This is a genomic window from Dactylosporangium sp. NPDC005555, assembly GCF_040605635.1.
Taxonomy (GTDB): domain Bacteria; phylum Actinomycetota; class Actinomycetes; order Mycobacteriales; family Micromonosporaceae; genus Dactylosporangium.
This window is the reverse complement of record NZ_JBEXDG010000057.1, coordinates 38,882-55,664: the sequence shown is the minus strand read 5'-3', so window position 1 is coordinate 55,664 and position 16,783 is coordinate 38,882. Positions and strand designations below refer to the sequence as shown.

At 72.5% G+C, this 16,783-nt stretch carries 15 protein-coding genes and 1 pseudogene; 11 read left to right on the top strand and 5 right to left on the bottom strand.

The window, feature by feature from the left end; genetic code table 11:
- Positions 1–28: 28 nt before the first annotated feature.
- From ABZS58_RS40555 to ABZS58_RS40545, 3 genes are read left to right on the top strand one after another with little or no spacing between them, the layout of a single operon-like run.
- Positions 29–532 (top strand): SigE family RNA polymerase sigma factor, encoded by a 504-nt coding sequence (locus ABZS58_RS40555; RefSeq protein WP_354789046.1) that lies wholly within the window; start codon positions 29–31, stop codon positions 530–532.
- 37 nt (positions 533–569) lie between these two features.
- Positions 570–1,505, top strand: coding sequence for a hypothetical protein (locus ABZS58_RS40550; protein ID WP_354789044.1), 936 nt, complete (start codon positions 570–572; stop codon positions 1,503–1,505).
- Positions 1,506–1,559: 54 nt separating this feature from the next.
- Positions 1,560–1,922, top strand: a complete 363-nt coding sequence (locus tag ABZS58_RS40545) for a YbjQ family protein (protein WP_354789043.1) — start codon at positions 1,560–1,562, stop codon at positions 1,920–1,922.
- 336 nt (positions 1,923–2,258) lie between these two features.
- Here ABZS58_RS40545 and ABZS58_RS40540 read toward each other — a convergent pair whose 3' ends face one another.
- Positions 2,259–4,007, bottom strand: coding sequence for a biotin carboxylase N-terminal domain-containing protein (locus ABZS58_RS40540; RefSeq protein WP_354789041.1), 1,749 nt, complete (start codon positions 4,005–4,007; stop codon positions 2,259–2,261).
- A gap of 105 nt (positions 4,008–4,112) precedes the next feature.
- On the opposite strand from ABZS58_RS40540, the gene ABZS58_RS40535 reads away from it, so the two are divergent.
- The 4 genes from ABZS58_RS40535 (at position 4,113) to ABZS58_RS40520 (ending at position 7,912) form a co-directional block, all read left to right on the top strand.
- Entirely contained in the window at positions 4,113–4,751 is a 639-nt protein-coding gene (locus ABZS58_RS40535) for a PadR family transcriptional regulator (protein WP_354789040.1), read from the top strand.
- Positions 4,752–4,837: 86 nt separating this feature from the next.
- Positions 4,838–5,794, top strand: a complete 957-nt coding sequence (locus ABZS58_RS40530) for an ATP-binding cassette domain-containing protein (protein ID WP_354789039.1) — start codon at positions 4,838–4,840, stop codon at positions 5,792–5,794.
- A gap of 6 nt (positions 5,795–5,800) precedes the next feature.
- Positions 5,801–6,556, top strand: a complete 756-nt coding sequence (locus ABZS58_RS40525; protein ID WP_354789037.1) for an ABC transporter permease — start codon at positions 5,801–5,803, stop codon at positions 6,554–6,556.
- Between the two features lie 168 nt (positions 6,557–6,724).
- Complete coding sequence (locus tag ABZS58_RS40520) at positions 6,725–7,912, top strand: MFS transporter (protein WP_354789036.1); 1,188 nt, start codon at positions 6,725–6,727, stop codon at positions 7,910–7,912.
- On the opposite strand, the gene ABZS58_RS40515 is transcribed toward ABZS58_RS40520, so the two are convergent.
- Both ABZS58_RS40515 and ABZS58_RS40510 read right to left on the bottom strand, forming a co-directional pair.
- Complete coding sequence (locus ABZS58_RS40515) at positions 7,890–8,549, bottom strand: O-methyltransferase (RefSeq protein WP_354789034.1); 660 nt, start codon at positions 8,547–8,549, stop codon at positions 7,890–7,892. The two genes, ABZS58_RS40520 and ABZS58_RS40515, sit on opposite strands and share 23 nt — an antisense overlap.
- Positions 8,550–8,634: 85 nt before the next feature.
- Entirely contained in the window at positions 8,635–9,249 is a 615-nt protein-coding gene (locus tag ABZS58_RS40510) for a Maf family protein (RefSeq protein ID WP_354789033.1), read from the bottom strand.
- Positions 9,250–9,276: 27 nt separating this feature from the next.
- Here ABZS58_RS40510 and mscL point away from each other — a divergent pair.
- Positions 9,277–9,558 (top strand): annotated as a pseudogene (gene mscL, locus ABZS58_RS40505) (large conductance mechanosensitive channel protein MscL); the annotation flags it as partial.
- Positions 9,559–9,889: 331 nt separating this feature from the next.
- Here mscL and ABZS58_RS40500 read toward each other — a convergent pair.
- Positions 9,890–10,060 carry an acyl-CoA carboxylase subunit epsilon gene (locus tag ABZS58_RS40500; RefSeq protein ID WP_354789032.1) on the bottom strand — a complete coding sequence of 57 codons (171 nt, stop codon included), beginning with the start codon at positions 10,058–10,060 and terminating at the stop codon, positions 9,890–9,892.
- Between the two features lie 156 nt (positions 10,061–10,216).
- Between ABZS58_RS40500 and ABZS58_RS40495 the strand changes: the two genes are divergently transcribed.
- Both ABZS58_RS40495 and ABZS58_RS40490 read left to right on the top strand, forming a co-directional pair.
- Positions 10,217–12,361: a hypothetical protein gene (locus ABZS58_RS40495; RefSeq protein WP_354789030.1), complete on the top strand. Its 2,145-nt coding sequence runs from the start codon at positions 10,217–10,219 to the stop codon at positions 12,359–12,361.
- Positions 12,362–12,426: 65 nt separating this feature from the next.
- The gene (locus ABZS58_RS40490) at positions 12,427–14,295 is read left to right on the top strand and encodes a protein kinase (RefSeq protein ID WP_354789029.1); all 1,869 of its coding nucleotides are present in this window, start codon (positions 12,427–12,429) and stop codon (positions 14,293–14,295) included.
- Positions 14,296–14,316: 21 nt separating this feature from the next.
- On the opposite strand, the gene ABZS58_RS40485 is transcribed toward ABZS58_RS40490, so the two are convergent.
- Positions 14,317–15,912: an acyl-CoA carboxylase subunit beta gene (locus ABZS58_RS40485; protein ID WP_354789028.1), complete on the bottom strand. Its 1,596-nt coding sequence runs from the start codon at positions 15,910–15,912 to the stop codon at positions 14,317–14,319.
- On the opposite strand from ABZS58_RS40485, the gene ABZS58_RS40480 reads away from it, so the two are divergent.
- The gene (locus ABZS58_RS40480; protein WP_354789026.1) at positions 15,896–16,759 is read left to right on the top strand and encodes a biotin--[acetyl-CoA-carboxylase] ligase; all 864 of its coding nucleotides are present in this window, start codon (positions 15,896–15,898) and stop codon (positions 16,757–16,759) included. The two genes, ABZS58_RS40485 and ABZS58_RS40480, sit on opposite strands and share 17 nt — an antisense overlap.
- Positions 16,760–16,783: the final 24 nt, after the last annotated feature.

Here is a 16,783-nt window from a genome sequence, read left to right as displayed (position 1 = left end):
CGGCCCCTCCCGCGACGTCAAGAACCATGTGCGGGACTTCGACGAGTTCGTGACGGTGCGCAGCGCTGCGCTGCTCCGGTTCGCGTACCTGCTGACCGGCGACCGGCACCTGGCCGAGGACCTCACGCAGGAGGCCCTGGTGCGGGCCCACCGGCGCTGGCACGCGATCACCGGCCCGGACGGCCCGGAGCCGTACGTCCGGCGCGCGATCCTGCGGCAGTACCTGTCCTGGCGCCGCCGCCGCGCGAGCACCGAGCGCCCGGTTGCCGTGGTTTCGCCGGTCCCTTCCCGGGGCGACCTCGACCTCGCGGAGAGGGTCGTCGAGGCCGACGAGATGTGGACCGCGCTGAGCGCCCTGCCCCGCTCGCAGCGCGCCGTGATCGTGCTGCGCTACTACGAGGACCTGCCCGACGCCGAGATCGCCGGGCTGCTCGGCTGCGCCCAGGCGACCGTGCGCGTCCACGCCTTCCACGCCCTTCACCGGCTCAGGTCGGCGCTGAGCCCCGTCCCGCTGCGCAGAGGCGAGCCATGATGCTTCGGTGCGCCCTTGGTCATTACGGAGGCCGTTCGTGAGCGACGTCGAGCACCGTGTCCGTGATCTGCTGCGGCGCCACGCCGCCGAGGCCCCCGCCGGCGCGACCCTCCTCACCACCGTGCGCACCGAGAGCCGCCGCCGCGCCCGTCGTACCCGTGCCGTGGTCGCCGCGGCCGTCGCCGTGCTCGCCGGCATCGGTGTGACCGTGCCGCTGCGGCTCGCCGCCGGGCCCGGCACCGTCACCGTCGCCGAGCCGTCCGCCCTGACCGAGCCGTCCGGCCCGGTGACCGTCACGTTCCCGCTCAGCCCGGCACCCGTCGACGGGGTGGTGGCCGCGCCCGACGTACGCCTCGAAGCCGGCCTCCCGACCCTCAGCCTCCCGATGCCGGGCGGCGGCACCGCCACGCTGACCGTGCGTCCCACCCGCCCGGCCGGGCCCGTCACCACCCCCGTCCCGGTCCGGGGCGTCCAGGGCTTTCTCGCCGGCACCGCCGACGCGATCGTGTGGCAGGAGGGCCCGGAGCAGTGGTTCGAGCTGCGGGCGGACCCGGCCGTGCCCGCCGACCACCTGGCCGGCTTCGCGAAGAGCCTCGTGGCGACGCCGGTGACCGCCCCGGCCCCGTTCACGTTCGCCGTGGTCCCCGCCGGCTACGCGGTCGACAACATCAGCCCGGGCGCCGTCACGTTCTGCCCGCCGGACCTCCCCTTCGACGCCTCCTTCGTCGGCAAGATCACCGTCATGCTGGGCGTCACCGCCGAGCGGTCCACCGGCCGCCCCGTCGACGTCGCCGGCCACCCCGGCACGCTGACCGGCCCGCAGGACGGCTATGTGGTGCTCCAGGTCGACCTGGGCGACGGCAGGTTGCTCGTGGTGCAGTCGGCGGCGTCGGTACCCCTGCCGGAGCCCGACCTGCTCCGCTTCGCGGCGGGCATCACCGTCACCCCAGCGGCCACCCCGGGCCGGGGATGAGGATCTTCGGGGTACATGCTCACCAAACCGTACATATGTGCATACGATTCATATGTGCTGGTTGTCACCACTGAAGGTTTACCGGGCTACGAGATAACCACCGTGCTCGGCGAGGTCCTGGGCGTGTGCCCGACGTCGAAGAACCCGTTCGCGTCCGGCCTGCGCTCGACCGAGGGCGGCCCTGGCCAGGACATGTCCCAGTTCCTCGTCCAGACCCGCGCCCGCGCCGTCGGCCAGATGGTCCAGGTGGCCGAGCAGCGCGGCGCCAACGCCGTCGTCGGCATGCGCTTCGACCACCGCGACTTCACCAACACCTGGGCAGAGCTCTGCGCCTACGGCACCGCCGTCGTCGCCGTCCCCCTCCACACGACAACCGGCGCCCACGCCGCCGACAGGACCCACGCCTCGTCCCGCTGACCCCCGGGCATTGAGGTCCACAGACCAGGTGGAGACGCGCGTGCGGCGGTCCACTCGACGCTCGCGGTGACCCCGCACCGGTGGAAGGTCCGCGCCGGCATCGCGGAGACCGCGCCCTGACCGGCGGCCACCCGCTGCGGCAGTCGTGCCGCAGCTGCGTCCGGCCTGGCCGGCCACCGTCGACCACCGCTGCGTCGAGATCGTCGACCTGTCCGGTGCGCTCAACACCGGGTGCAGAACAACACCGCCACCCTTGGCGATGACGTGCTGCTCGAGGTGCGGCCCGCCCGAGCACCCGGTCCGCGGATCGGGATCTCGCCGGAGCCGGGGCCTTGGCTACTTCAGGGTGGCGATGACGGCGCCCGCGGAGACGACCTCTCCGACGGTGGCGGCCAGGTCGGTGACGACGCCGGACTTGTGGGCGTTGAGGGGTTGCTCCATCTTCATCGCCTCCAGGACGACGATCAGGTCGCCCTCGGCGACCGTGTCGCCCTCGGCCACGGCGATCTTCACGATGGTGCCCTGCATGGGGCTGGTGAGGGCGTCGCCGCCGGCCGCGCCCGACTGCTTCTTGGTGCCCGACCGGCGGCGCGGTGTGGCACCGGCGGGCGCGGGGGCGGCACCGGCACCGAAGCCCGCCGGCAGCGACACCTCCAGGCGCTTGCCGCCGACCTCGACCACGACCGTGGAGCGTTCCTCGAGCGCGGGCAGGTCGCCGGCGGGGGCGGCGAAGGGCGGCACCGTGTTGAGCCACTCGGTCTCGATCCAGCGGGTGTGCACGCGGAACGGTGTGGCGGTGAAGGCCTCGTCGCGCAGGACCGCGCGGTGGAAGGGCAGGGCGGTGGCCATGCCGTCGACGACCATCTCGTCGAGGGCCCGGCGGGCGCGCTCGATGGCCTGCTCGCGGGTCTCGCCGGTGATGATGACCTTCGCCAGCAGGGAGTCGAAGTTGCCGCCGATGACGCTGCCCGACTCGATGCCGGTGTCGACGCGGACGCCGGGGCCGGTGGGCAGGCGCAGCTCGGTGACGGTGCCGGGGGCTGGGAGGAAGCCGCGGCCGGGGTCCTCGCCGTTGATGCGGAACTCGATCGAGTGGCCGCGGGGCTCGGGGTCGGCGTCGAAGCGGAGCTTCTCGCCGTCGGCGACGCGGAACTGCTCGCGGACCAGGTCGACGCCGGCGGTCTCCTCGCTGACCGGGTGCTCGACCTGCAGGCGGGTGTTGACCTCGAGGAAGGAGATGGTGCCGTCGTTGCCGACGAGATACTCCACGGTGCCGGCGCCGTGATAGCCGGCCTCGCGGCAGATCGCCTTCGCCGACTCGTGGATCTGGGTGCGCTGCGCGTCGGTGAGGAACGGCGCGGGCGCCTCCTCGACGAGTTTCTGGTGGCGGCGCTGCAGCGAGCAGTCGCGGGTGCCGACGACGATCACGTTGCCGTGCTGGTCGGCGAGGACCTGGGCCTCGACGTGGCGGGGCTGGTCGAGATAGCGCTCGACGAAGCATTCGCCGCGGCCGAACGCGGCGACGGCCTCGCGGGTCGCGGACTCGAAGAGGGCCGGGATCTCCTCGAGGGTGCGGGCGACCTTCAGGCCGCGCCCGCCGCCGCCGAAGGCGGCCTTGATCGCGACAGGCAGGCCGTGCTCCCGGGCGAACGCGACGATCTCCTCGGCGTCCTCGGCGGGCTCGGCGGTGCCGGGGACCAGGGGCGCGCCGGCGCGCTGGGCGATGTGCCGGGCGGTGACCTTGTCGCCGAGGTCGCGGATCGCCTGCGGGGCCGGCCCGATCCAGGTCAGCCCGGCGTCGATGACGGCCTGGGCGAAGTCCGCGTTCTCCGACAGGAACCCGTAGCCGGGGTGCACGGCGTCGGCGCCGGCGGCGACGGCGACCTCGATGACCTTCCCGATCCGCAGATATGACTCCGCCGCGGTGTCACCACCCAGGGCATACGCCTCGTCGGCCAGCCGGGTGTGCAGCGCGTCGCGGTCCGAGTCGGCATAGACCGCGACACTGGCCAGACCGGCGTCGCGGCAGGCGCGGATGACGCGGACGGCGATCTCGCCCCGGTTGGCGATGAGAACCTTGCGCACGCTGAACGCTCCCTTGGGTAACCCTCAGCCGCAGTCTAGGCGACCCGTCCGACAGTTCCGTTGCCAACAATGTCATAGTCAAGCGGCAACTATTACGATTGTGTCGTGTCTACTACGCGTCTGATGATCATGGGGCTGATCTCCTACCTCCAGCCCGTCCACGGGTACGACATCCGCAAGGAGCTGACCAGCTGGAACGTGGAGAGCTGGGCCGCCGTCCAGCCGGGGTCGATCTATCACGCGCTGCGCAGGATGACCGACGAGGGACTCCTCGAAGCGGTCGACACCGAGCAGGTGGACGGCCGCCCGGCCCGCACGCGATACCGGCTGACCAAGGCCGGCGAGGTCGAGTATCAGGCGATGCTGCGGCGGTACTGGTGGGAGTACGCCGAACCGGTCGACCCCTTCCTGGCCGCCTTCGCGTTCCTGCCGTCGCTGCCGAGAGCCGAGGCGGCCGGCGCGCTGCGGGCCAGGGCCAGGCTGCTCGACGACTGGGTGAAGACCTATCGCGACAGTGCCGACGAGTGGGCGGCCGGGAAGCCGCCGCACGTCGCCTGGCAGTTCGAGCTGACCGCGGCGCGGTCCGAGGCCGAGGCCCGCTGGTGTCACGACGTCGCCGAACGCGTCGAGGGCGGCGAGGGCATGCACTTCCACGAGGCCGGCACCGCCGACGGGGAGCACGGCGCGGAGGCCTGGCGCAGGGCCATCCGCGAGCAGTTCGGCGACCCGGAGGATGAAGACTAAAACGCGATATACGGAAGCCTTGACCACAAGAACTATATCGCGTTACGTTGACCCCTGCGAGACACGAGACGACAGGGGAGACCGTCATGATCGAGACGAAGGGGCTGCGGAAGTCGTACCGCTCACGGGCCGGTCGCGAGACCAAGGTCGTCGAGGCGGTCCGGGGGGTCGACCTCTCCGTCAAGGAGGGGGAGATCTACGGCTTCCTCGGCCCCAACGGCGCCGGCAAGACCACGACGCTGCGGATGCTGGCCACGCTCATCACGCCCGACGGCGGCGAGGCCGTCATCGCCGGCGCCGACCTGCTGAAGGACCCGGGCGAGGTGCGCCGCCGGATCGGCTACGTCGCCCAGGGCGGCAGCACCTGGGACGAGAGCACCGCCCGCGAGGAGCTCGTCCTGCAGGCCCGCTTCTACGGCATCCACAAGGCCGACGCCCTGAAAAAGGCGCAGAAGGCCCTGGACGCGTTCCAGCTCACCGACTACGCGGACCGCAAGACCAAGACCTACTCCGGCGGCCAGCGGCGCCGGGTCGACATCGCGCTCGGCATCATCCACGGGCCGAAGGTCGTGTTCCTCGACGAGCCGACCACCGGCCTCGACCCGCAGAGCCGCGCCCACATGTGGGACGAGGTGCGCCGCCTGCGCGACGAGGGCATGACGGTCTTCATCACCACCCACTACCTCGACGAGGCCGACGCACTCTGCGACCGCATCGCGATCATGGACCACGGCGAGATCGTCACCGAGGGCACCGTCGACGAGCTCAAGCGCGAGGTCGCCGGCGACGTGGTCACCGTCGGCGTCAACGGCGCGGCGAAGCTCGCCACCGACCTGCTCAAGGGCCAGGACTACGTCCGCAAGATCGAGGAGCGGGCCGGGGGCGAGCTGCGGCTCTACGTCGACGAGGGCGCCGTCGCGATCCCGCACATCCTGCGGATCCTCGACCACGCCGGCGTCCAGCTCAAGCAGATGGAGCTGCACCGGCCCAGCCTCGACGACGTCTTCCTGACCAAGACCGGCCGTTCGCTTCGGGAGAGCTGAGTAGCCATGAAATTCCTCCGTGACACCTGGCTCGTCTTCACCCGCCAGATGCAGCTCATGCTCCGCCAGCCGGTGTGGCTGATCGTCGGGGTCGTCCAGCCGCTGTTCTACCTGCTGCTCTTCGCGCCGCTGCTCAAGCCGGCGCTCGGCGTGCAGACCAACGCCGAGGCCTACAAGCTGTTCGTGCCCGGCCTGCTGGTGCTGCTGGCCATGTTCGGCTCGCTGTTCACCGGCTTCGGGCTGATCGCCGAGCTGCGCGCCGGGGTCATCGAGCGCAGCCGGGTCACCCCGGTCAGCCGCCTCGCGCTGCTGATCGGCCGCTCGCTGCGCGACGTCGTGTCGCTGTTGTTCCAGGCGGCGCTCATCGTCGTCGTCGCGGTCGGCTTCGGCCTCAGCGTCGGCTTGCTCGACGTCCTCGGCGCGTTCGCGCTGATGGCGGTCATCTCGCTGATGCTGTCGGCGTTCTCCTACGCGGTCTCGCTGAAGCTGCGCAGCGAGGACGCCCTCGCGCCACTGCTCAACACGATCTCGCAGCCGCTGCTGCTGACCGCCGGCATCCTGCTGCCGCTCACGTTCGCCCCGGCCTGGCTCAAGCGCGTCGCCGACTGGAACCCGTTCTCGTGGGCCACCGACGGCGTCCGGGCGCTGTTCGCCGGCGATCCCGGCGCCGACTCGGTCTGGCAGGCGGGCGTCGTCATCGGCGGCCTCACCCTGATCACCGTCATCTGGGCCGCCAGGGCGTTCGCCCGAGGCGTCCGCTGACCGGAGCCGCAAGGCCGCGAAGCCGCAAGGCCGCGAAGCCGCAAGGCCGCGAAGCCGCAACCGCGCACGGGCGGTACCGCAGAAAACGCACAAAAGGCTTTACCGGTAACGACCGTCACCGTCCCGGCCCCTTCCACCACCGGGAGGGGCCGTGACACCGTCAGGGACGTGCCGCGACTCGTCCGTGACCGCCTCACCTGGGTGATCTACGCCCAGCTGGCCCTGTGGTGCTACTTCCTCTACGGCTTCGGACCCGTCGCCCCGCTGCTGCGCGACGAGCTCGGCATCAGCCGCACCCTCGCGAGCCTGCACGGCACCGGCTTCGCCGTCGGCGGCATCGTCGGCGGCGCCGTCATCCCGGCGTTGACCCGCAGGTACGGGCGCCACCGCCTCATCTGGGGCGGCCTGACCCTCGTCAGTGCCGCCACCGTGGGCATGTTCACCGCGCACCACCTCGCACTGACCCTGACCTTCGCGACGCTCGGCAGCTTCGGCGGGTCACTGCTGGTCAACGGCGTCGTCGCCGCCCTCACCGAGCACCACGGCACCGCCGGTCCGGCCGCGATCAGCGAGGCCAACGCCGCCGCGGCCACCGTCGGGCTCGTCGCCCCGCTGATCGTCGGGCTCGCCTACAGCACCGGGCTCGGGTGGCGCGTCGGTCTGGTGCTCGTGATCGTCCCCACCGCTCTTCTCGCGGTTTTCGCAGGTGTACGAGCACCGGAGCCCCTCGCCCGCACCGTCCCCGACGGACAGGGCTCACGCCGGCTTCCGGGGACCTACTGGCTGGCCGCGACGAGCCTGTTCGCGACGGGCTCCGTCGAGGTGTGCCTGACCCTGTGGGGCAGCGACGTGCTGCGGGCCCACGCGGGCGTGTCGGCCGGCGTGGCCACCGCGGCGGTGTCCACGCTGATCGCCGGGATGGTGACCGGAAGGATCATCGGCGGGCGGCTCCTGCTGCGCTTCCGCCCCACCCGCATGCTGCTCGCGGCGCTGGGCGTGTCGGCGGCCGGCTTCGCCCTGTTCTGGGCCGCGACGGTGCCGTGGCCGGCGATGGTGGGCCTGTTCGTCTGCGGCCTCGGCGTCGGACTGCACTACCCGCTCGGGATCGGCCTGGCCCTCGCCCACTCCGACGGGCAGCCCGACCTGGCCGCGGCGCGGGCCTCCTTCGCCGTCGGGATCTCCTTCGCGGTCGCCCCGTTCGCGCTGGGGGCGCTCGCCGACGCGGTCGGCCCACACACCGCGTTTCTGCTCGTGCCCGTGTTCCTGCTGCTCAGCGCGGTGGTGGTGACGCGGCTGGAGCGCGTCACCAGGCCACCGGCGCTGCTCAGAGCCCTCAGTGCCGCCGAGCCAGTGTGAGCCCGTCGGCGATCGGCAGGATCATCGACTCGACCCGCTCGTCGGCGAGGACGAGGCGGTTGAACTCGAGGATCGCGAGGGTGCCCGCGTCGCCCGGGTCGGGGTCGAGCACGTTGCCGTGCCGCAGCACGTTGTCCACCAGGATCAGGCCGCCGGGCCGCGTCCGGGGCACGATCGCCTCCCAGTAGCCGGCGTAGCCGGTCTTGTCCGCGTCGATGAACGTCAGGTCCAGGTGCGGCTCCCGCGGCAGCGCCGCGATGGTCTGCGCGGCCGGGCCGATCCGCAGCTCGATCCGCTCGTCGAGGCCGCCGCGCCGCCAGTACCGCCGGGCGATCGACGTGAACTCCTCCGACACGTCGAAACAGGTCAGCCGCCCGCCGTCGGCGAGGCCGCGGGCGATCGCGATCGACGACAGCCCGGTGAACGTGCCGATCTCCACCGCCCGCCGGGCGCCGGTGATCCGGGTCAGCAACGTCAGGAACGCCGCCTGCTCCGGCGCGACCTGCATGCCCGCGTCGCCGGGCAGCGCCGCCGCGGTCTCCGCGATCAGGTCCCGGACCAGGTCGTCGGGCTCACTGCCGTTGGCGACGACGTAGGCGTGCAGCGCGTCGGTCAGGGAAAGCGTCTGTCTGGTCATGCCGCCACCTCCGCTGCGCTCCGGCGTCGGCCTGACCCGAGGCCGCGCCCATGATGCCCGTCCACTCCGCTGCGCTCCGGTTCGGTCATGCCTCGATCCTGCCCGCCCAGTAGTCGATGACACCCACGCCCAGGATCGTCATCAGCACCCGCAGCGTCGGCAGCGACAGGCCGACGACGTTGCCGTGGTCGCCCTCGATGCGGTCGACGAAGACGCCGCCGAGCCCGTCGATCGTGAACGCGCCGGCCACGTGCAGCGGCTCGCCGGTCGCCACGTAGACCTCGATCTCCTCGTCGGTCAGGTCGGCGAAGTGCACGACGGTGCCGACGGTCTTCGAGGTGTTGCTGCCGGTCTCGGCGTCGATCAGGCAGTGCCCGGTGTGCAGGACGCCGCTGCGGCCCCGCATCGCCTTCCACCGGGCCACGGCGTCGGCGGCGTCGGCGGGCTTGCCGAGCACGTCGCCGTCGAACTCCAGGACCGAGTCGCAGCCCAGCACCAGCGCGGAAGACCCCGCGACATAGGGCAGGCCGGCGACCGCCTGGGCCTTGAGCTCGGCGAGCGTGCCGGCGATCGCGGCGCCGCCGGCGACCTCGATCACCGACTCGTCGACGCCGCTGACGATGACACGGGGCTCGATGCCTGCGGCCTGCAGCAGCCGCCGCCGGGCGGGGCTCGCGGAGGCGAGGATGAACGTCTTCACGGGACGGACGTTAGTACCATCGCGGCCATGCGGAAGCTCTGGGCGGAGTTCAAGGCGATCGCGATCGGCGGCACGGTCCTCGACCTGGCGCTGGGCTTCATCATCGGCTCGGCGTTCGCCACGCTCGTCCAGTCGTTCGTCACCAACCTGTTCCTGCAGGCGGTCGCCTCCGTGGCCGGGGAGCCCGACTTCCAGAAGCTCGAGATCACGATCCACCGCACGCCGCTGAAGTACGGCGTGTTCCTCAACGACCTGCTGCAGTTCATGCTGCTGGCGGTCGCCCTGTTCGTGATCATCAAGTTCATGACGTGGATCGGCGTGGAGCGCGGCCGGCCGCTGGACCAGCGGCAGTGCCCCTTCTGCTACGACCGCGTGCCCGCCGCCGCGCTGATCTGCCGGTCGTGCGGCCAGCAGTTGGTCGAGGACCTGCCGACGCTCGCGCAGGCCGAGCTGCTGCAGGACGAGCGCGAGGCCAGGCGCTGGCCGACCCTGCCGCCACTGCCCCCGCTCGCCATCCCGCGCCGGCGCCCTCCGGCCGGTCCTCCGGCGGACCCACCCCCGGCCGGGGAGCCCGGTGCCCGCGAACCGGCCGGGGAGTCCGGTGCCGGCGAGCCGGAAGGGGCGCTTCGCGCCGGGGAGCCTAGCGCCAGCGAGGCAGAGCGCCCGGGCGGGCGCTCTGAGCCCACCGCGACACCGGACGCACAGCCGCGACCGGAGCGGCGGGACGGCTGAACAACACGCCGACGATCGCCGCGACCTCTTCGGCGCTCGGCGTGCCACGAACGACCTTGATCAGCGGTTCCTCAGCCATCGGGACTCCTGCGAAAAAGTGTGCGAAACGTTGCCGTCCTGCGAGCATACGCATGCACAGGCAGCGCATACTCAAGCGGAACGGGAGTCGATGGCGAGTTTGGGGGCCGCATTGACAAACGTCCCATTTCGGGCCACATCGACGCTCTTGGTCGGCGTGCTGCTCGCCGTGATGCTGCCCGGGATCCCCGCGCAGGCGCGCGAGGGTGAGCAGCCGGCGTCGGTCTCCGCCTCGCTGCGCTACCGGATCACGTTCGCGGCGCGCTCCTGCGGCTCGTATGACGACGTCATGGCCAACCGGGTCCGCGACGACCGGCTCGAGGCCGCGTCCGTCCCGGGCCGGGCCAACGCCTACAAGGACGGCCAGGCGGTCGACCCCGCGGTCGAGGCGGCCAACGGCGCCGGCTGCGCGGCGCTGCCCGGCTGGCACTTCTCGATCGGCCCGGGCCAGGAGCGCAAGGGCGCGCTGTCGACGGTGACCACGCCGGCCGTGGACTCCGGCGAGACGGTCGCCCAGGTGCCGCTGCTGGACGCGGTCGGCCGCCGCACCGACGCGATGCTCGACGGCGCGGTCACCCTGCAGCTGACCCCGGAGCAGGCGAGCGCGTCGGCGCACCGGCAGCTGTGGGTGCAGGGCGGCACGCCCGCCGACCCGCTGCTCGCCTCCTCCCTTCCCGGCTACGGGTTCGGCGCCCTGCGCTGCGCCGCCGACGGGCACTCCGGCGGCAACGTGCAGTGGCTCGGCTTCCCCGCCGGCGTGCGGCACGTGTTCTGCTTCGCGTATTACGTGAAGCAGGCGCAGCCGCCGGCCACGCTCGTGGTCAAGGCCCGCACCTCGGCGCCGACCGGCTATCCGCAGCGCTTCGCCTTCGACGCCAGCGCCAGCTACGCCGCCGACAAGCGGATCCACGCCGACGCGACCACCGACGCGACGCTCGTGCGCAGCTCTGGCGGGGCGCCGCAGACCGTGGTGTCGCGGACCCCGGCCGGCTGGACGCTCACCGACCTCAGCTGCGCGAAGAGCGGCGCCGGGCGCAGCCTCACCACGACCGACGTGCCGACCGGCGCCGCCACCGTGACCCTCGCCGCCGGCGAGATCGTCACGTGCACGTTCACCTACGCCCCGCCGGTCGCCCCGCCGGGGCTGACGCTGCGGCTGTTCGGCGACGCGCCCGGCGGCGCGTTCAACGTGTCCGTCGCCTCGGGCGGTGGCGCCGACCCGCCCCGCCTGCTGCAGGCCGCGCCGACCGGCGACGGCTCGGCGGCCGTCGCGACCGGCGCCGACCTGACCACGCTGCTGCCGGGCGCCTATCCGGTGACGCTCACCGCCCCGGCCGGCGAGGCCGACGCGTGGTCCCTCGCGGGCGTCGGCTGCGGTGCGACCGAGCTCAAGCCCGAGGGGCTGTCCGTGACCGTCCTCGTCGCGGCCGGCACGCCCACCGACTGCACGCTGCGGGTGACCCGCAAGGGCGGCACGATCCAGCTGCGGTCGGTGACCGTCGGCGGCATCGGCGCGGCGTCGTTCGTGGTCGCGCCCCGCGGCCAGGGCTCGCCCGGCTGGTCCGGCGTCGCGACCACCACCGCGTTCGGCGAGGCGGCGATCGCCCAGGGCCTGCCGGCCACGCTGCCGCTCGGCGACTACCTGGTGACGCCGATCCCGCCCCTGGCCACCGTCGACGGCAGCTGGCGGCTCAGCTCCTTCGCCTGCGACCCGGGCGAGTCGCAGGACGTGCCCAACGTCGGCGCCGACGTCGTGCCGCTGACGGCCGGCGGGTCCGCCGCGAAGTGCACCGCGAGCTACCTGTTCGTCGAGGCGCACCAGCTGCAGGTCACCGTCCGCTTCGCGGGCAGCACCAGCGGCCGGGGCGGCCCGGTCGTGCTGGATCTCGAATGCACCGACGGCTCCACCGGCCGGGTCGTGCTCCCCGAGGACGACAACAGCGAGGCCGCGCTGCCCGCACCACTGGGATTCCTCGACCCGACGAAGTGCACGGTGCAGCGCCCGAAAGCGCCGGTGTCGGGTGCTGCCACGGTGAGCGTCGGCGCGACGCTCGACCCCGCGCCCGGCAACGCGCCCCTGGGCATCCCGGGGACCGTCGCCATCGGCGAGGAGGCCGGCAAGGACGTCGATCTCTACACGGTGACGGTCACGGTGACGTTCACCGCCGACGATGCGGCGCCGACCCAGCAGAAGGTCCTGGACACGTTCCGGGTGCTGCCGGTGGCCCTGATCGGGGCCGGGCTGGTCGGTATCGGCCTCGTCATCCTATTGATCATGGTCCTGCGCTCGCGCACCGACTGAGAAGGGTGATCTCGCATCGATCCGGGCTGTCTTGAACGTGCGGTCGTTGGGTAGCGTCTGCGGTGATGATGCAGTCCAGGTCCCTGATCGCCGAGCGTTACCGACTGATCGAGTCGCTCGGCGCCGGAGGCATGGGCCGGGTGTGGCTGGCCCGCGACGAGATGCTGCGCCGCGACGTCGCGATCAAGGAGGTCCTCCCGCCCGAGGGGCTGACCCCCGAGGAGCGCGAGGAGCTGCGGCTGCGCACGATGCGGGAGGCCCGCGCCGCGGCCCGGCTCAACGACCCGAACGTCGTGCGGATCTATGACGTCGTGCAGTCGGAGCAGGCGCCCTGGATCGTCATGGAATACGTGCCGTCGCGGTCGCTGCACCAGGTGATCACCGACGACGGGCCGCTGCCGCCGGAGCGGGCCGCGCAGATCGGCATCGCCGTGCTCAACGCGTTGAAGGCCGCGCACGCCGCCGGTGTCCTGCACCGTGACGTCAAGCCCGGCAACGTGCTGCTCGCCGACACCGGCCGGGTGGTGCTCACCGACTTCGGCCTCGCCGTCTTCGAGGGCGGCGACGGCGCGGTCACCCGTCCCGGGCTGATCCTCGGCTCCCCGCAGTACATCTCGCCCGAGCGCGCCCGGGAGGGCATCTCCGGCCCGGAGTCCGACCTGTGGTCGCTCGGCGCCACGCTCTACGCCGCGGTCGAGGGCCGCTCGCCGTATGCACGCTCCACGACCTACGCGACGCTGACGGCCCTCGCGACCGAGGATCCCGACCCGACGACCCGGGCGGGTGTGCTCAAGCCCGTCCTCACCGCGCTGCTGCGCAAGGACCCGAAGGCCCGCGCCGGCGTCGCCGAGACCGAGCGGCTGTTGCAGCGCGCCGCGTCCGGCGAGGGCCGCGCCTGGAGCTGGACGCTGCCGGCGCTGCCCCGGCCGCGCCGCTCGCGGGAGGGCCACCCGACCGGGCTGCGCGGCTCCTCCAGCGGGTCCTCGCGCGGCTCGTCGCACCCGCTCGGCGGCTTGTCGCCGACGCCGGACGCGCCGGTCAGCTCGCCGCCCGCCGGGCTGGAGCAGGGCAGCCCGGCGGCGGTCGCGCAGACCAGCCCCGGCCCTGCCCAGGTCGACTTCCCCGGCAGGGCCCGCGGCAGCGCACCCGTCGGCGCCGGCCTCTACTCGCGAGGTGCGATGGGGGCGGCGCCCGCGGTGGTGCCGGTCAGCGACGACGTCGAGACCGTCCCGCGTGGGCGGCACCGCGGCCGCTGGATCGCGACGGTCCTCGGCGCGGTCGTCCTGCTCGTGGCGGGTGTCGTCGTGTTCACCGACTCCGGCGACGACGGCGGGCCACGGACGCTGCCGACGGGCCAGGCCGGCGGGCTGCCGTCGGCAACGGTGCCGTCAGGGGCGCCGAGCCCGACGCCGAGCCTGTCGCCGCAGGTCCGGGGCTCCTTCGGCGGGATGGAGATGGCCCTGCCACCCGGCTTCCACTACGAGACCGACGACAGGTACGGCTGGATGGTCGGCGTGCCCGACGGCTGGGTGCGCTCGGTCAAGCGGCCCCAGGCGTACCCGTCGATGATCTCGTTCAACGACCCGCTCGACGCGCGGTGGGAGCTGGCGATCGACACGGCGGCGAAGGGCAGGGACGACCCGGTCGCCGACTGGAAGGACCAGGAGCGGGCGCGACTCGCCGACAAGCTCTACCCCAACTACCAGCAGGTCCACATCGAGCCGCTCACGCTGAAGGACGGCTGGGTCTGCGCCGACTGGCAGTGGCGGTACACCGCGCCGAGCGGACCGCTGCACGTCTCCAACATCGGCTGCAAGGTCCCCAGCGGCAAGGGGCACGCCATCTACTGGCAGACCCCGGACGGCCTCTGGGACGACCCCGCCGCCACCAACAAGTTCACCATCATCAAGCTGTCGTTCGCCGTGAAGCCGTGAAGCCCTGAGGCCCTGAAAGCCCTACAGCGGGATGTTGCCGTGCTTCTTCGGCGGCAGGGTCTCCCGCTTGGTGCGCAGCAGCCGCAGTGCCCGCACGATCTCCACCCGGGTGGCCGACGGCGCGATGACCCCGTCGATGTAGCCGCGCTCGGCCGCCACGTACGGGTTGGCCAGGGTGTCCTCGTACTCGCGGATCAGCTCGGCCCGCATGCCGGCCGGGTCCTTCGCGTCGCGCAGCTCCTGCCGGTACAGGATGTTGACGGCACCCTGCGCACCCATGACGGCGATCTGCGCCGTCGGCCAGGCGAAGTTCAGGTCGGCGCCGAGGTGCTTGGAGCCCATGACGTCGTACGCGCCGCCGTACGCCTTGCGGGTGATGACGGTGACCTTCGGGACGGTGGCCTCGGCGTAGGCGTAGATGAGCTTCGCGCCGCGCCGGATGATGCCGTCCCACTCCTGGCTGGCGCCGGGCAGGAAGCCGGGCACGTCGACGAACGTGAGGATCGGGATGTTGAACGCGTCGCAGGTGCGCACGAAGCGCGCCGCCTTCTCCGACGCGTCGATGTCCAGGCAGCCGGCGAAGTGCATCGGCTGGTTGGCCACGACGCCGACCGGGTGGCCCTCGACCCGGCCGAAGCCGATCAGGATGTTCTGCGCGAACAGCGGCTGCACCTCGAGGAAGTCCTCGACGACCGACTCGATGACGGTGTGCATGTCGTACGGCTGGTTCGCCGAGTCCGGGATGACGGTGTCCAGCGCCAGGTCCTCGTCGGTCGCCTCCAGCACCGCCGGGAGCGGCACGACCGGCACGTCGTCCATGTTGTTGGACGGCAGGTAGGACAGCAGCGCCTTCACGTATTCGATCGCGTCGTCCTCGTCGGTGGCGAGGTAGTGCGCGTTGCCCGACTTGGTGTTGTGCGTGCGCGCCCCGCCCAGCTCCTCGAACTCGACGTCCTCGCCGGTCACCGTCTTGATCACGTCGGGGCCGGTGATGAACATGTGCGAGGTCTGGTCGACCATCACGGTGAAGTCGGTGACCGCGGGGGAGTAGACCGCCCCGCCCGCGCACGGGCCCATGATCAGCGAGATCTGCGGGATCACGCCGGACGCCCGGACGTTGCGGAAGAAGATCTCGCCGTACAGGCCGAGCGAGACGACGCCCTCCTGGATGCGCGCGCCGCCGGAGTCGTTGATCCCGACCACCGGACAGCCGATCTTCATCGCCAGGTCCATGACCTTCACGATCTTCTCGCCGAACACCTCGCCGAGGCTGCCGCCGAAGATCGTGAAGTCCTGCGCGAAGACGCAGACCTGGCGGCCGTCGACGGTGCCGTACCCGGTGACGACGCCGTCGCCGTACGGCCGGGACCGCTCCATGCCGAAGTTCGTCGACCGGTGCCGGGCGAGCTCGTCGAGCTCGACGAACGAGCCGGGGTCCAGCAGCAGCTCGATCCGCTCCCGGGCGGTCTTCTTGCCCCTGGCGTGCTGTTTCTCCACGGCCCGGGCCGAACCCGCGTGCACGGCCTCGTCGGTGCGCCGGCCCAGATCGGCGAGCTTCCCCGCGGTCGTGTGGATGTCAGCGTCGACACCAGCCTGCTCAATGGTCACGTTCGGCATCGTAATCGCGCGGGGATACGGTCGACCTGTGAACATTTACACCGACCTGGAGCGGCCCCCGCTGCGTGCGGCCGCGCTCCGGCGTGCGCTGGTCGTCCCCGGTGGTTTCTGGACGGACCTGCGCGTGGTCGAGGAGACCGGCTCGACCAACGCCGACGCCGCCGAGGCCGCCCGGGCCGGTGCCGCGGAGGGCCTCGTCATCGTCGCCGAGCGGCAGACCGCCGGGCGTGGCCGGCTGGGCCGGCAGTGGCAGTCGCCGCCGCGGGCCGGGCTGGCGCTGAGCATCCTGTTGCGCCCCTCGGTGCCGATGCCCCGCTGGGGCTGGCTGCCGCTGCTGACGGGGGTGGCGCTCGCCGAGGCGGTGCGCCGGGTGGCCCGGCTCGACGCCTACCTGAAGTGGCCGAACGACCTGCTGCTCCAGGGCGACCGCAAGACCGCCGGCATCCTGGCCGAGGGGGTCGGTGACGGCGCCGTCGTGGTCGGCATCGGGCTCAACACCACGCTGCGCGAGCACGAGCTGCCCCGCCCCGACGCGACGTCCCTCGCGCTCGCCGGGGCCGCCAGTGCCGACCGCGATCCTCTGCTGCGCGCCCTGCTGCGGTCGTTCCAGGAGGTGTACGGGCAGTGGCAGGCCGGCGACGACTCGGGCGTGCGGGAGGCGTACCTCTTCCACTGCGGCACGATCGGCCGGCGGGTCCGGGTCGAGCTGCCCGGCGGGCAGGCGCTGACCGGCGTCGCCTCCGGCGTCGACACCGACGGCCGGCTGCAGGTCACGGACCCTGAGGGCGCCGTGCACACGGTCGCGGCCGGCGACGTGGTGCACGTCCGCGCCGAGACGACCGGATAGGCCAATGTCGGGCCCGCGCCTGTT

Coding starts and splice junctions, on each gene's coding strand:
- ABZS58_RS40490 (WP_354789029.1), top strand. CDS start 12,427: ATGATGCAGTCCAGGTCCCTGATCGCCGAGCGTTACCGACTGATCGAG.
- ABZS58_RS40515 (WP_354789034.1), bottom strand. CDS start 8,549: ATGACCAGACAGACGCTTTCCCTGACCGACGCGCTGCACGCCTACGTC.
- ABZS58_RS40525 (WP_354789037.1), top strand. CDS start 5,801: ATGAAATTCCTCCGTGACACCTGGCTCGTCTTCACCCGCCAGATGCAG.
- ABZS58_RS40480 (WP_354789026.1), top strand. CDS start 15,896: ATGGTCACGTTCGGCATCGTAATCGCGCGGGGATACGGTCGACCTGTG.
- ABZS58_RS40500 (WP_354789032.1), bottom strand. CDS start 10,060: ATGGCTGAGGAACCGCTGATCAAGGTCGTTCGTGGCACGCCGAGCGCC.
- ABZS58_RS40485 (WP_354789028.1), bottom strand. CDS start 15,912: ATGCCGAACGTGACCATTGAGCAGGCTGGTGTCGACGCTGACATCCAC.
- ABZS58_RS40530 (WP_354789039.1), top strand. CDS start 4,838: ATGATCGAGACGAAGGGGCTGCGGAAGTCGTACCGCTCACGGGCCGGT.